The following is a 13879-nucleotide window of genomic DNA, read 5'->3' on the forward strand; positions in this document are numbered from 1 at the left end:
CTACCTCCGGACGCCGTGGAGCATTTTGAAGCGGTACAACAGCCACAGCAACGGGTCCTCGACCCGGTAGGGCCGGATGCCGCTGCGGGCGACGGCCTCGCCCTCCGGCACGGAGCCGAGTGCCGACAGGCCGAACAAGGCGTAGGTGGTGTAGTGCTGCTGCAGGTAGCGGTCGATCATTCCCGCCTCCCACTGGTGCAGCAACGATCGGACCTGCTCGTCGACCGCGTCCCTGTCGTCCAGGTCGAGGGCGCCGATCGGCTCGCGGGCGCGGTGGAGCGCCGACTGGCGTTCCATGGACTCCCGCAGTTCGTCGATCTTGCTGAGGGCGACCGCCGCCGGGATCGTCAGCTTGCCGCTCTTGCCGCGCAGCAGCTCCGTCACCCGGGCCACGACGTCCATCTGGTCGCTCATCAGGTCGCCGGCGAGCGTGCCCGAGCGCGCCCTGGCCGCGCCGGTGAGCGCGGCGTGGGCGCCCGGCAGCTCCAGGGGATCGAGCAGGAAGATGACGGCGTCGGCCGCGCTCAGGTAGCGCAGGTGTAACTCGCTCATCTCGCGCTGGCGCAGGTCCTCGCCCGCGGTGTCGAACAGGACCAGGGTCAGCGAGGCCGTACGCCGCCGCAGCCGCCCCACCGTGCGGGTGAACAGGTAGACCAGCGGGTCACGCGGACTGGCCACCGCGGACTGGGTGCTGAGCAGCAGTTTCCGCTCGCCGTACAGGGGACCGGCGAAGTCCTGTTTATAGCGCTCGATCGTGCGGTCGTCGCAGGGCACGATCGAGGAGTGCAGTTCCTCCCCCACCCTGTTCATCAGCTCGTGGACGAGCACGGCGATGTAGGTGCTCTTGCCCGCGTGCTTGGCGCCCACCAGCGCGACGATCTTGCCCGGGTTCGCACAGTACTCCGCCGGAAGCCGGCTGTGGCAGGACGGGCAGACCCGCCAGGCCGACTCGCGGGAACAGGAGGGGCAGGCGGCGCGCCGGCCGGCGCGCCTGGCGGTGAAGACGGGCGGCAGCACGGGGTCACCGGCGCCGCCGCGGAACGCGCCGAGCACCGTGTCGGGCCGGGGCGCGCACCCTTTCGCCCGCCCGCCGGCGCCCAGGCAGCGGAAGGCGATGCGGCCGGGGGCCACTTTGGTGAAGCAGTAGGGGCACGTGATCACGGGCTCATCCCGCCTTCAGGACACGGACGGGCGGATCGACGAGCTCGACCGGCCCTTCGGCGAAACACCGCAGCCAGTACGGCCGGCGCTGTCGTGGCCAGGGCACCGTCAGCAGTGCCGGGGTGGTGATGGCCGGCCATTCCCCGATCACCCGCCCCTCGGCGGCGGAGGCGGGCTGGATCCGCCCCGCCTTGATGACCAGCACAAGCCGGTCCAGCCGCGCCGGGACGTCGGAGGTCACCTCGACCTGGAGCGCCCGCCGCCACGGCCAGCCCTGTCTGCGCAGGTCGTAGCGGACCGGCGGCGCCGAGGCGAGGGGCGCCGGCACCGCGGGGCCGTGCACGCGCGTCCCCTTCACGACGGTCGTCGGCACGAGTTCGATGGCGGGCGTCTCCTGTTCGGGTATGTCCAGCCGGATGCCGCCCTGGCTGCGGTAGGCCGCGGCGCTCACCAGCAAGCGGCGTGAGCTCCAGCGCACCTCGATCTCCGGGACGTCCGGCGGCCATTCCAGCCCGATGAGAACCGCCGTCCCGCGGCGGACGGCGCTCACCCGCTGGGGCGCGCCCAGGTTGACGTGCTCGCGGCAGGCTCCGACGACGGCGCGCTCACCCGCGACGGTGACGGCCAGCAGAAACTGCGCGCCGTCCCCGGGGCGCACCACGTACCCGCCACGCACGGGCCGGGCGGGCAGCGTCCTGCCCGCCGCCCGGATCTCCTCCAGGCGCAGCTCCGTCTCGTACGGCCAGCGCGGCTCGGCGGCCAGCGCCAGGAACTCCACCACCCCGGCCGCCGGCTCCGCGCAGCGGATCAGCGCCTCGCCCGGAGAGCCGGCCACGGATTCGAGCGTGAAGCGCGCGACCGGCTCGGGGCGGGCCGCCGGGACGACCGAGCGGCGCACGCCGGGCGTGGTGACCTGTGCGGAGCCGTTCTGGTAGACGGCGGCGATCACGTACTCGTAGGTCACGCCGTCGCGCAGCCCGCGCTCGCGGAAGCCCGAGCCCTCGGCGGGAACCGGCCTGCCGTCGCGGGTGACCACCACGCGCACGGCCTCGGCCGGGGAGCGCCAGCTGCCGGTGACGACGCCGTCGGAGCCGGACAGGCGCACCTCGTCCGGCTCCGGGCGGACGGCCAGCGCACGCGCCGCCACGGGGGCGGAGGCGGCCTGCCCGCGTCTGGCCACGACCGCGTACGTCACCGGGGTGTTCACCGGGGGGTTCTCGTCGCGGGCGCTGGCCCGTCCGGTCTCGGCGCAGGTCATGCCGTCGCGCAGCACCTCGTACGAGATCTCCCCCGCGCGGGACGCGGACGGCTGCCAGGTGATCACGACGGCCCGCTCGCTGACGGCCGCCCGCACCTCGCCAGGAGGATGCGGGGGGAGCCCGGCGAGCATGGCCGCCGCCCCGGACAGGTCGGGCACCCGGCCGAGAGCTTCCTCCAGCATGATCCAGGCCTGATCCGGATCGTGCCCGGCACGGGCGGCGTCGCGGAGGCGGATCGCGTTGGCCAGCCGGGCGCGCACGTCCAGGGCCAGCTCGGCCGCCTCGTCGGCCAGCGCCTCCGGAGGCAGCGCCTCGGCGAACTCGGCGGCGGCCTGGATCTGGCCCGCCTCGACCAGCTCGCGCAGCCTGCTCCCCGGCCCGCCCACGACCCCGCTCTCCTGGCGGATGGCGAAGATCAGCGCCTTGGCGTCCGCCTCGTCCAGCCTGAGCTCGCCGGTGGCGTACCGCATGAGCGTGTCGTCGTAGGGATGCTCGCGCACCCGCTCGCGCAGCCGCGTGATCACGTCGAAGCGCACCAGGTCCGCCGCGTCGGTGGCGTGACGCAGCGCGGTCAGCACGGTTTCCGCGCCCACCGTCCACGGTCCGCGCGTCCGGGAGCGCGCCTCCTGCTCCAGGCGTCCGACCCTGCTCATGACCTCCGGCATCGGGCCCAGCACCTTGATGGCGGCGGCCTCCTCGCCGAAGACGTACGCGGCCAGGTTCGGCTGGTTCATCGTGTCGAGCGCCTCGCGCACCTTGGCATAGGCGGCGTACGGCGGGGCCTGCGGCAGCTGATCCGGCTCGCGGATCTCGATGCCCAGCTCCCCTGCCTGACGCCTGGCCTGTTCTTCGCCGAGCCCGACGGACCTGGCGATCCCGGCCACGACGTCCGGAGGCAGCAGGCGCAGCTTCCCCGCGGCGTCGTCCAGGCGCCGCCGCAGGTCGCTCTGGCGCTTTCCGGCCCGCTCCGCGGACTGCTTGATCTCCGCCCGCAACGGGCCGAGGTCGCCCTCCGCGGCCGCCTGGAAGATCGCGCCGAACGTGCTGCCGTGCTCGGCCTCCAGGGCGTCGATCAGCTTGCGGTACTTCAGCTGCCCGCGTGAGCGCCGCCAGCACTGGCGCACCTGCCGTACGGTCGCGGTGACCTCGGCGGCGCTCATGGACTCGTTCAGCTGGTAGCGCTGGCGCAGGTCGGGCGGGGGCACGCCGCCCGCAAGGCGGGCGGGTTCGAGCACCTGCCGGAGATAGACGCTCTCTTCGAAGGGCATGGGTCAGCTCACGTTGATCTCGGCCAGGGCGTCGCGGGAGGCGGCTGCCTCCTCCTCGGACATGCCGCCGATCTGGATGTCCAGGTCGAGCTGACGGCCGAGCTCGTTCTCCCGGGCGGTGACGTGGAGGAGCCCGGAGGCGTCCAGGGAGAAGGTCACCTCGATGGGGAAGCCGGCCGGCTTGCCGGGCGGGATGCGCAGGTCGCCCTCACCGATCTCGTTGTTGTCCTCGACGTTCCTGGACTCGCTGCTGCCCGCCTGCTCCATCACCTGGATGGCCACGGTGTCCTGGTTGTCGTCGAGGGTGGCGAACCCCTTGGTCACCGCGACGGGCAGGGGGTCGTTGGCGTGGACGAGGTGGGCGACGTAGTCCTGGCGGTGGTGCGGGTTCGTGGTGACGATGCCGAAGGAGCGTGAGGCCACGGTCTTGATCGTGCGGTCCTTGATCTGCTGCCGCTGGGTGGTGGACAGGCCCGCCCCCAAGGCCATGGCCTCTGCCTCGGCCTGCTGTCCCGAGCTGATCAGCCGCCGGTAGGTCTCCTCGAAGGCGTACAGCGCCGCGCCTTTGGCCACGGCGAGGTCCGGGTCCTTCGGCTTGGCCTCCATCCCGAACTCCTTCTGGAGGGTCTCGGCGACCACGGGCATCCTGGAGGAGCCGCCGACCAGAACCATGTGGTCGAAGGAGGCCGCCCCCTTGTCCCGCGCGGTCGCGATGGTGCGGTGGGTGATGGAGACGGTGCGGTCGAGCAGGTGCCGGGTCAGCGCCTCGAACGACTCACGGGTCAGCTCCACGGCGGTCACGCGGCCTTCGTGCATCACGCGCGCGGTGTGCTTGAGCTTGCTGGAGAGCGTCTTCTTCGAATCCTCCGCGATCTTGCGCAGGTCTTGCTCCGTGGTGTCGCTCTCCAGCGGATCGCCCACGTCCGGGTGTTCCTGCCGGAACCGCTCGGCCAGGTGCTCCACCAGGACGTCGTCCCAGTCCGCCCCGCCGAGGCTGTGGTCACCGTCCGTGCAGACCACCTCGATGTTCCCGCCGCGCAGGGTGATGACGGTGGTGTCGAAGGTGCCGCCGCCGAGGTCGTAGACGAGGATGTGGCAGTCCTCGGAAGGGTTGAGCACGCCATAGGTGATCGCGGCGGCGATCGGCTCGGAGATGATGTCGATGACGTTGAGCCCGGCGATCTTCCCGGCTTTGCGGGTGGCGTCGCGCTCGGCCGCGCCGAAGTAGGCGGGCACGGTGATGACGACGTCCGAGACCGCCTGACCGATGTCCGCCTGCACGTCCTCGGCCAGCTTGCGCAGCACGAACGCCGAAATCTCCTCGGGGCTGTAGTCACGGCCGTGCATGGGCCGGGGAACGGCCTGCCCCATGTCGCGCTTGATCCGGCTGACCACCAGCTTGGGCTCGATGACGGCGCTGTCCTTGGCGGACTGCCCCACCACGATGTTGCCCGGGGTCTCGAAGTAGACCACGGAGGGCGTGGTGTCCGCTCCATCCTGGTTGCGGTACACCTCGGCCCGTCCGGCCTCGTTGATGCCCGCGATGCACGAGTAGGTGGTGCCGAGATCGATTCCGTAAACCGCCATCTACCTGTCCTCCTCCTGGAGCGGCGCCCTGCCGAGCACCACGTCGGCCTTGCGAACGATGCGCCCGTCCTGCTCGAAACCGGCCGCCGCCACCGCTACCACCAGCCCGTCCGGGCCCTCGGTCACGTCGATCGGGCGATGCCTGGCCCTGTCGTACGGCTGACCGGGCTCGACCTCCATCAGCTCGGCTCCCGTACGGGCCAGTACCTCGGCCACCTCCGCGGCGATGGCCGCCATCAGCGCGCCGAGGTGACCGTCGGCCTGCGGATCGGCGCGCAGCCTCGCCACTTCGCGGCTCACCTGGTCGTGCAGGCGGAATAGGCCGCTGCGGATCGGCAGCAGCGCCTCCTGGAGCAGGCCGTGGCGCAGCCGCCGGTTGTCCTCCTGCAGCCGGTCGATGATCTCTTCGCGGTGGGCGGCGCGGTCGTGCTCGCGCTTGATCTCCTCAGTGAGGCCGGCCAGCGCGGCCGCCATCTCCGAGGTGTTCTCCTGATCCATGGAAGCTCCTCAAGGGGGAGGCGGTGTCTTCCGGATGAGTTTCTGGCCGGTGGCCGCCGCGAGCGCCTTGCCGTACAGCAGGCTCAGGGCGCCGGCGCCGTCGAATCCCTCGGAGGCGACGGAAGCCAGCGCCTCCTCCGAGAATTCGGCCGGCCGGTAATCGGGGGCCTCGTCGGGAATGGCCAAATAGACGCGGTCATAATGCTGAAGCAAAGGCACGAGAGCGGAATTCTCGTCGGCGACCTCGCCATCGGTGACCGCGACCAGGATCCGCCGCTCGCATTTCGCGCGGGCACGGCGATGGCCGCGGTCGAGTGCCTTGATGGCGGGTGCCAGGAAGGTGTAGTCGTTCTGTTCGACGTCGGCATCGGATTCGGCCGCGCCGGCCAGGTCGGCGGCGCGGGTGGGGGCCAGGGTGAGCGCCGCCGTACTGGCGAACCTGGCTGTCGTCAGCAGGTCGTCGGGACGCATCTCACGCGCCATGAACGGCCGCAGCAGCGCCAGCGCCTCATCCCTGGTCTCGACGCTGTCGTTCATCGAGGTGGAGAAGTCACCGGCCACGTCCAGGCAGACGATGCCCGGCGTCTGCCTGGCGCCGGCCAGCGCGGCCTCGGCCAGTGTGTCCTGGCGGCCGTTCAGGTACCAGATCACTCCGGCGGCGGCGAGTGCCAGGAGCAGGACGGCGGCGATCGCCACTCCCGCCAGCCGGCCGGAGCCGCCCGGACGGCCCGAAAGGGACCCGGAGGAATTACCCGGCAGCCTTGGGCGATCCATCCCCTTCGCCTCCTTTGGAACGTGCCAAGGATCAGTAGAATATGCCAGTTATTCGCATGGGCAACCCCGGTTACCGGAATGAGATCCGCATACGGTGTGCGGCGTTTATCGCGTCATATTTTGACCTGATTTATCGTGATATAGGTGGACGATCCAGACCGCCGGTCCGCAGCACGTCGACCACGAACTCGGCGGCATTCCTGGCAGCGATCGGCTGCCACGTGTCCTCCTTGTCCATCCCCCAGTCCGCGATGGCCTTCACGACGATCCAGTCGACCTTGTCCTTGGCCGCCGCCGCGTAGACTCCCAGCCCTTCCATCTCGCCGCCGATCGCCTCCGGGTCGGCCTCGATCATGCGCAGGCGCTCGGTGGGCGAGTCCAGCAGGACGTTGCCCGACAGCAGCGGGCCGAAGTGCACCGCCGGCCCCTCCTGCGTCAGCCGGGCCGTCTGGCACTTGTCCAGCAACGTCACCGACGGCGTGACCCGGTCGCCACGCGCGCGCTCGACCGGCCTGCCCAGCGCCGGCTCGGCGATCTTCTTGTGATCCATGATCCGCAACTGGGTGCAGACCAGGATGTCGCCGAGCTTCTGCTTCTTCGTCATCAGGCCGTAGCAGATGCCGGTGAGGAGCAGGTAATCCGGATCGAGCTGGTCGATGAGGGACTGCGCGGTGAGCGTCGCGGCGCCGGGCTCCGTCGAACCGGGCCGGGTCTGCGCGAGCAGCACCTGGGCGCCGCCCACCACCCCCAGTTCGAACGCGGTGTGCCAGCGCAGGTTACGGCGCCGCGGCGCCTCACCCGTGACCTGGCCGATCGCCTCCAGCATGGCCTGTCTCTCCACCGGAGTGGCCACCATGATGAGAACCGTCGTCGTGCCGAGCACAGGATTCATCCTCTCCACGAATCGCGCCATCCGTTCCTTGTGCGCCGCCGCCATCCGCACGGCCGTGACGAGCAGGATCAGCGGGGCCATCAACGCGGCGATCGTGGTCAGCCAGCCCACCGTCCACGCCTGCGCCGTGACCGGGATCAGATCGGCGGGATTGCCGCCGATCAGCCGCCAGGCCAGCCATCGCACCGCCTCCGGATAGCCGGCCGGCCGGCCCGCGCAGTCCGTCCCGCACGCGTCCCGCTCCGCGTCCGCCACCAGCACCGCCTCGGCCAGCACGATCACGACGAGCCCCACCAGGTACAAGCCGAGAAAGGACCCCGACTCGAACGGCTTGGCCAGCCTGATGGCCGGTCGCGAGCCGGTGGCCATGAACCGCACACCGGTGCCGCCGGGCCCCTCGGCGTTCACGCTCGCCTTGACCACCTCATCTCGCGCCGCGACGCTCGTCGCGCCGGCGGGCAGGCACAACAGCAGTTCGTTGACCTCCACCGTGCGGGTGCGGGCCGCCACATCCTCCGTGGCGTGGACCACCTGCGCCCTGACCAGGTCCCTCAGCCGTTCCTTGGCACGCTCCAGCAGGATCGGCGCCTCCGCGGGGTCCGCGCAGTGGAACAACGGCATGGACCAGTGCAGGAAGCGCAGATCCCCCGCCGCCCGCCACTCACGCTCCCGGCGCGGCGGAAGCCCCGCCGCCCACCTGACGAGCATCGTGGCGACCATGGCGGTCATCAGCACGCACACGTGCAGCATCGCCAGCAGGGCCAGCACAAGGGCCGCCCACAACACCATCGCGGACCACTGACGCAGCGCCACCAGGAGCAAGGACAGCCCCAGAAGGGCCGCCGGGGGGACCATCATCGTCAGCGGTTCCCAGTACCGATCGGCGATCCGGCTCAGGACCGCCGGGCGTCCCCGGGCGCGGGAGGCGTACGGGGGCTCCAGGAGCACGAAGGCCGCGGGCCCCCGCCACACCAGCCGCCCGTCCAGAGCCGCCGCGTAGAGGATCAGCGAGAGCGGCGCGCGCTCCCTGAGCATGCCGTATATCCCCCTGGGCCGCAGCCCGGCCACGGCCTCCCGTCCCAGCTCCGAACGCCGGACCGTCACCGCCACACGCCTGGCGGCCCGCAGCGTCAGCACCCGCGAACGTGCTGTCCACCAGGCCGGCATCAGCGTGCCGCCGGCGGTCGTAAGGGTTGCCCCATGAGGTCACGCCTCTCTCAGGAGGCTTCCCACCGTAACAAAAGGTCACCATGACCTGAAGGGGTATGGCATTTTTTGGTCAAAGTGACCTGAACATGAGGCCGGCTCGTCGCCGTCCCGCAGTCCCGTCCCGCGCCAAGGCGAGCGTCACGGGCCATCGGGAACAGCTCGACGCCCAGCGCCTACCACGGGACGATCTCGCCGTGGCGATCCAGGAACCGCAGGCCCGGGGCGCCCGCCTGTGCTTCGAGGACGTCGGCGACGGCCGGGATGCTCTCCTGGGCGGTCAGTGGCGCGCCGGGTCCGCCCAACCGGGTCCGGTTGTGGCCGGGGTCGATGAGGAGCTTGGTCTGTCCGTCATCGGCATGGCGGGTGGCGTAGCTGCGCATCAGCTGGTTGAGGGCGGCCTTGCTGGCCTTGTAGAGCTCGTAGCCGGGCTCGGTGTTGCGCGAGACGCTGCCCTGCTCGGATGACATGACGGCGACGGTTCCGCCGGGGGCGACGAGGTCGCGCAGGGTCTCAAGGGCGCGCAACGGGCTCAGCGCGTTGGTGATCATCACTTCGGTGAACATGCCGGTCGGGACCTCGCCGATCGGCAGGTCGCCCCGGTCGATGGCGGCGTTGACGAAAAGCAGGTCCAGCCGGCGGCCGGCCAGGCGCTCGCGGAGCGCGGCCAGCTGGCCGGGACTGGTCATCTCCAAGGACTCGACGGTCAGCCGGCCGTTCGAGGCATCGGCACTCGCGCGCAGTTCGGCGGCGTCCTGGCGCATCGTGGCGATGACGCGCCAGCCGCGCCGGGTGAGTTCGCGGGCAAGGACGAGTCCCAATCCCCTGGACGCTCCGAGGATGAGGGCTTGGCGGTTGGGCATGGCGGACACATGGGCTCCTTCGTAGTAGAGGCGTTCACCATAGACGCAACGTTGCGTCCAGACAAATGCGTGTCGCCGCAGGACGGGTATCGTGTCTCGCATGCCCGTCGCGAACTCCCAGCCCCGCAGGACGCGCTCAGGCAGCCGACGCGACGAGGCCGCCCGCCTGGCAGTGCTGCACGCCGCGGACGATCTGCTCGCCGAGCACGGCTTCGGCGCCCTGACCGTCGAGGCGATCGCGCGTCGTGCCGGCGTCGCCAAGCAGACGATCTACCGCTGGTGGCCATCGAAGGTCGAGGTTCTCCTGGACACGCTCATCGAGGACAGCGGCAAGCGCCTGCCCATCCCCACGGACCCGCCCACGGCGGAAGGCATCCGGGGCTACCTGCGCGCCTTCGCGCGGTTCGTCACCCGCGATCCGGCCGGCAAGGTCCTGCTCGCGCTCATCGCCGAGGCGCAGCACGATCCCGCCACGGCCAAGCTCCTGGACGAGCGGTATCTGGGCCCACGCCGTGAACGGGAACGTGACATGCTCACGCGCGCGATCGACGCCGGAACGGTCTCGCCCAGCCTCGGTCCCGACGCGACGATCGACGCGCTGATCGGGCCGATCGTCTATCGGGCCCTGACCGGGTCGAGCGTCCCCGGCCGTCTGGTGGACACCCTTTGCGAGGACCTGCTCAGGCCGCGATCCGGCTGAGCGCGCGCCGGCCGCCGCGGCCGCGTGCCCGGCGGGGCAGGGCAGGGGTTCGGCGCCGCACACCCGAACCACCCGTCGCGCCCGCCCGAGCCGTGTGCACCGGCAAGGCCCCGGGCCGGCGCATTTCGCGAAAAGCGACTTCTACATTTTCTCTACATTCTGAATATTTGGTGCTGTGATATAAGTCACACAATGCTTCGACAAAGTGTGCCGACTGGCCAGCGGAGATACCTTCATAACTCACTCTGGGTATCGGGAGGGCGACCTTTCCAGCATTGACCGCCCATCGCCTTCGGCAGATAGTGCGATGGGTCATCAGCGAAGTCGCACCGTATAGCCGGAGGTTCAAGCGCATGAGCTTACCCTTCTTATCCAGCAAACGCCGCGCACCCACACTGGCCGCCGTGCTCATCGCGGGATTCCTGGTCAACGGCGGCCCGGTCACCGCGGAGCCCAGCCCGCCACCAGCGCGGAGCGACCTGGCCGCCACCGTCGCGGCCGCCAAGGCGAAGGGCACCCGGGTCGAGGTGGTCTCGGCCAGACGTGAGGACTCCACGCTTTACGCGATGCCGGACGGCACATTCGGAGTCGAGTTGCACGCCGGCCCGATCCGCGTCAAAAAGGGACGGGACTATCTGCCGATCGACACTAATCTCATTGCCGGGAACGGGCGGCTGACTCCCAAGTCCGTCAAAAACGCGACGACTTTCTCCGGGGGCGGAACCGGGAATCTCGTTGAATTCGCCGACGGCACGGGAAACCGTACGGTCAGATGGCCGCGGGCCCTTTCCGCTCCGGTGGTCAGCGGCAATACGGCCACCTATCGCGACGCCGTTCCCGGCGGCGATCTGGTCCTGACCGCCACGCCCACTGGCTTCACCCAGGCGCTGGTACTACGTGAGAGACCGGCCAAGGCTCTGGAGATCTCGATCCCGGTCGATCTCCCCCATGGCCAGAAGTATCGTCAGGCCAACGGCGGGCGGCTCGACCTGGTCGGCGCCGATGGGAAAGTCCTCGCCACGTCCGCGCCCTTGCGCCTGGGGGACGCCAGGTCCCTCGACTCACCGGATTCCGGTGTGACCTCCGAGGTCCCCGTGGAGATCCGGCAGACGGGTGCGGGAAGCACGCTGATCCTGCGGCCCGATCAGCGCTTTCTCACCGATTCCACGGTGAGCTACCCCGTGACGCTCGCCGTGTCCGACTGGGTGGGCGCCGGCCTCAAGGTCGACACCATGATCAGTTCGGACTACCCGAACTCGCAGACCTCGGCCACCTGGCTCCACGCGGGGAAGTTCGGCAGCGGCTCGAAGAGCGCCAGGAGTTACATCCGGTTCAACGCCGGACTGCCGCTGCGCGGGGCGACGATTCTGAACGCCGATCTGCGGCTGTGGAACTACCGGTCCAACACCTGCGGTTCCTCGGTGGGGTCGGGCATTCAGGTGCGCCGCGTCACGAGTTCGTGGACACCGAGCACGTTGACCATGTCGAACCAGCCCTCGACCACCACGAGCGGCGCGATCGTGCAAGGCGCGGCAGCCGGTGAGCCCGGCTGTTCCGAGGCCGAGCTCTACTACTCCGTGGAGAACATCGTCCAATCGTGGGCCGACGGCGCCGCCGACTACGGCTTCCAGCTGCGTGCGGCCAATGAGTCGGACACGACCAACTGGCGTATGTACCGCTCCTCGGAAAGCGGCGCCATCGGACCGGTGCTCTTCATCCTGTTCACCCATCCCGGGCCCGAGCAGGTCGAGCTCACGACCTATCAAGGCGGGGCTTCGGTTCCCGTCGACGGCACGCCGTACGAGTTCCATTCCCTGATGAACCTGCCGGGCATGCGCGAGGACGATCTCTCCGAGTTCGCGCAGACCGGAAAGGCGACACGGTCGCCGGTGGTGGCGGAACCGGCGACCGAATGGCCGCTCACCGGTGACTGGGAGGCGCCACCCAGGTACTACGAGGTGCAGCACGGAGAGCGCCCGGAAGTGACCCCGACCCCGTCGCCCACTCCGACGCCCTCCCCTTCCCCGACGTCCGGCGGCCAGACGATCACCCTGCCGCTTCAGGCCGACACCTGGATCGACGACTCGGGCTCGTCCGGCCACGACGACACGACGCTGTGGGCGGGCAAGTACGACACCGGTGACATCTCCCTCACCGAGCGGACGTACCTGAAGTTCGACACCGCCGCGCTCGCCGGCCGGACCGTCACCGACGCGCGGCTCGAACTCTGGAACAACGAATCCTACGGATGCGGCGGGGCGATCAAGGCCCAGCGCGTCACCGGCGCCTGGCAGGCCGAGACCCTCGACTGGGGCGATCAGCCGGCCGCGACGACCGCCGGGGAGAGCAGCGCCACCGACCCCGGCGCCTGCCCCGAGCAGTCGGTGCCCTGGACCTGGCGGCTGACCGACATCGCCGCGGCGTGGGCATCGGGCCAGCCCAACCACGGCGTACTCCTTCGGGCGGCGGACGAGTCGGTGACCGCCGGAATGTACGACCGCGGGTTCGACGCCTCGGAAGGGACCCGTCCCCCGGTTCTCAAGGTGACCGTGGCCGGCGGGCCGGACCCGTCACCGTCCGGCCCCGGTGACACGACGCCGCCCGCCGTCACCGCGGTGCACCCGCCCGCGGGGGCCACAGGGGTACCGGCGGACTCCACCGTCACGGTGACGTTCAGCGAGCCGGTGACCGATGCGCAGATCAGCGTTCTGGACGAGTGGTACGAGGACCAGGTGCCCGGCACCACACAGCTGAATCCGGGGCGTACGGTGCTGACGTTCACCCCGTCGGAACCGTGGATGGATTCCCTCATGGCCGTCACGGTCTCCGGGGCGAGGGACGCGGGCGGCAACACGATGAGCCCCTACACGTGGAGGTTCGGGCAGGAGCCTCCGGAGAAGGCCGCCGGGAAGGCCGCCGCTCCCGCGGTCGAACGTGCCTGGACCCGTCCGGACGGGCGCACCTTGATGGTCAAGGTGGGTGGTGAGGCGCGCCGGCCGTACCGTGTGACGGTCGAGGTGAGGTCCGCCGCCAAGGGCGGCGCGACGCTCCTGTGGTCCGGTACGGCGGACGACGTGCGGGCGGGCGCGGTCGCGCGGCTGAGGATCCCGACCGGCAAGGTCAGCGGTGCGACGGCGCATTGGCGGGCTCGGGTCGCGACCGGCGCGTGGTCGGCATGGCAGCGGGCCGGCGCGCCCGCGAGCGACGTCGTGACGGCCGCGGCGCCGCCGGCCGACGCGTTCAACCTGCTCGGCCACTGGCAGAGCAGGGACGGCAAGCGGATCAACTACCGCAAGGGGTACTGGGACCGGTCCCGGGACGAGGGCTTCGGCAACGTCAAGATCGTGCAGAAGCACGACCTGGACTACCTGTCCGCTCATCAGATGACGAAGCACCCGCATCGCGGCATCGTCCCCGACCCTCTCATCATGACGCGCTACCACTATCAGGCCACGGCCTTCCGGCACACGTGCAACGGTTTCCTCTGGTGGCGGACCTGCAGGGTGACCGAGAGCCGCGACACCAGGACGATCGTGGACTTCAACACGGAGTCGAACAAGTACCAGGGCACCCTGGGAGTTCTCACCGCGTACTGCGAGGGGATTACGGTGTGCCCCGCGTGGATGAAACGATCGTTCGGAGCGGTACTCCTGCCCGTGCCCGGATAACCG

General features: G+C 70.3%; 9 protein-coding genes. 2 read left to right on the top strand and 7 right to left on the bottom strand.

The features are described 5' to 3' along the window. The 7 genes from ACIBKY_RS13660 to ACIBKY_RS13690 form a co-directional block, all read right to left on the bottom strand. A complete protein-coding gene (locus ACIBKY_RS13660) occupies window positions 1-1161 on the bottom strand; it encodes a hypothetical protein (RefSeq protein ID WP_397096978.1) in 1161 nt (386 codons plus the stop codon). A gap of 4 nt (window positions 1162-1165) precedes the next feature. Continuing rightward, window positions 1166-3688, bottom strand: a complete 2523-nt coding sequence (locus tag ACIBKY_RS13665; RefSeq protein ID WP_397096979.1) for a hypothetical protein — start codon at window positions 3686-3688, stop codon at window positions 1166-1168. Between the two features lie 3 nt (window positions 3689-3691). Next, window positions 3692-5275 (bottom strand): Hsp70 family protein, encoded by a 1584-nt coding sequence (locus ACIBKY_RS13670; protein WP_397096980.1) that lies wholly within the window; start codon window positions 5273-5275, stop codon window positions 3692-3694. Further along, window positions 5276-5773 carry a nucleotide exchange factor GrpE gene (gene grpE / locus ACIBKY_RS13675; protein WP_397096981.1) on the bottom strand — a complete coding sequence of 166 codons (498 nt, stop codon included), beginning with the start codon at window positions 5771-5773 and terminating at the stop codon, window positions 5276-5278. It lies immediately after the preceding gene. Window positions 5774-5782: 9 nt separating this feature from the next. Further along, a complete protein-coding gene (locus ACIBKY_RS13680) occupies window positions 5783-6547 on the bottom strand; it encodes a hypothetical protein (protein WP_397096982.1) in 765 nt (254 codons plus the stop codon). A gap of 130 nt (window positions 6548-6677) precedes the next feature. Continuing rightward, window positions 6678-8576, bottom strand: coding sequence for a hypothetical protein (locus tag ACIBKY_RS13685; protein ID WP_397096983.1), 1899 nt, complete (start codon window positions 8574-8576; stop codon window positions 6678-6680). 245 nt (window positions 8577-8821) lie between these two features. Further along, a complete protein-coding gene (locus ACIBKY_RS13690; protein WP_397097672.1) occupies window positions 8822-9508 on the bottom strand; it encodes an SDR family NAD(P)-dependent oxidoreductase in 687 nt (228 codons plus the stop codon). Window positions 9509-9608: 100 nt separating this feature from the next. On the opposite strand from ACIBKY_RS13690, the gene ACIBKY_RS13695 reads away from it, so the two are divergent. Beyond that, window positions 9609-10208, top strand: a complete 600-nt coding sequence (locus ACIBKY_RS13695; protein ID WP_397096984.1) for a TetR/AcrR family transcriptional regulator — start codon at window positions 9609-9611, stop codon at window positions 10206-10208. Window positions 10209-10561: 353 nt separating this feature from the next. Continuing rightward, window positions 10562-13876 (top strand): DNRLRE domain-containing protein, encoded by a 3315-nt coding sequence (locus tag ACIBKY_RS13700; protein ID WP_397096985.1) that lies wholly within the window; start codon window positions 10562-10564, stop codon window positions 13874-13876. Window positions 13877-13879: the final 3 nt, after the last annotated feature.

The sequence above is a fragment of the Nonomuraea sp. NPDC050394 genome (genome assembly GCF_044459065.1).
Lineage (GTDB): Bacteria > Actinomycetota > Actinomycetes > Streptosporangiales > Streptosporangiaceae > Nonomuraea.

Excerpts from the sequence above, each read along its gene's own strand:
- ACIBKY_RS13690 (WP_397097672.1), bottom strand. The coding sequence starts at position 9,508 with ATGCCCAACCGCCAAGCCCTCATCCTCGGAGCGTCCAGGGGATTGGGA.
- ACIBKY_RS13670 (WP_397096980.1), bottom strand. The coding sequence starts at position 5,275 with ATGGCGGTTTACGGAATCGATCTCGGCACCACCTACTCGTGCATCGCG.
- ACIBKY_RS13700 (WP_397096985.1), top strand. The coding sequence starts at position 10,562 with ATGAGCTTACCCTTCTTATCCAGCAAACGCCGCGCACCCACACTGGCC.
- grpE (WP_397096981.1), bottom strand. The coding sequence starts at position 5,773 with ATGGATCAGGAGAACACCTCGGAGATGGCGGCCGCGCTGGCCGGCCTC.
- ACIBKY_RS13665 (WP_397096979.1), bottom strand. The coding sequence starts at position 3,688 with ATGCCCTTCGAAGAGAGCGTCTATCTCCGGCAGGTGCTCGAACCCGCC.
- ACIBKY_RS13680 (WP_397096982.1), bottom strand. The coding sequence starts at position 6,547 with ATGGATCGCCCAAGGCTGCCGGGTAATTCCTCCGGGTCCCTTTCGGGC.
- ACIBKY_RS13695 (WP_397096984.1), top strand. The coding sequence starts at position 9,609 with ATGCCCGTCGCGAACTCCCAGCCCCGCAGGACGCGCTCAGGCAGCCGA.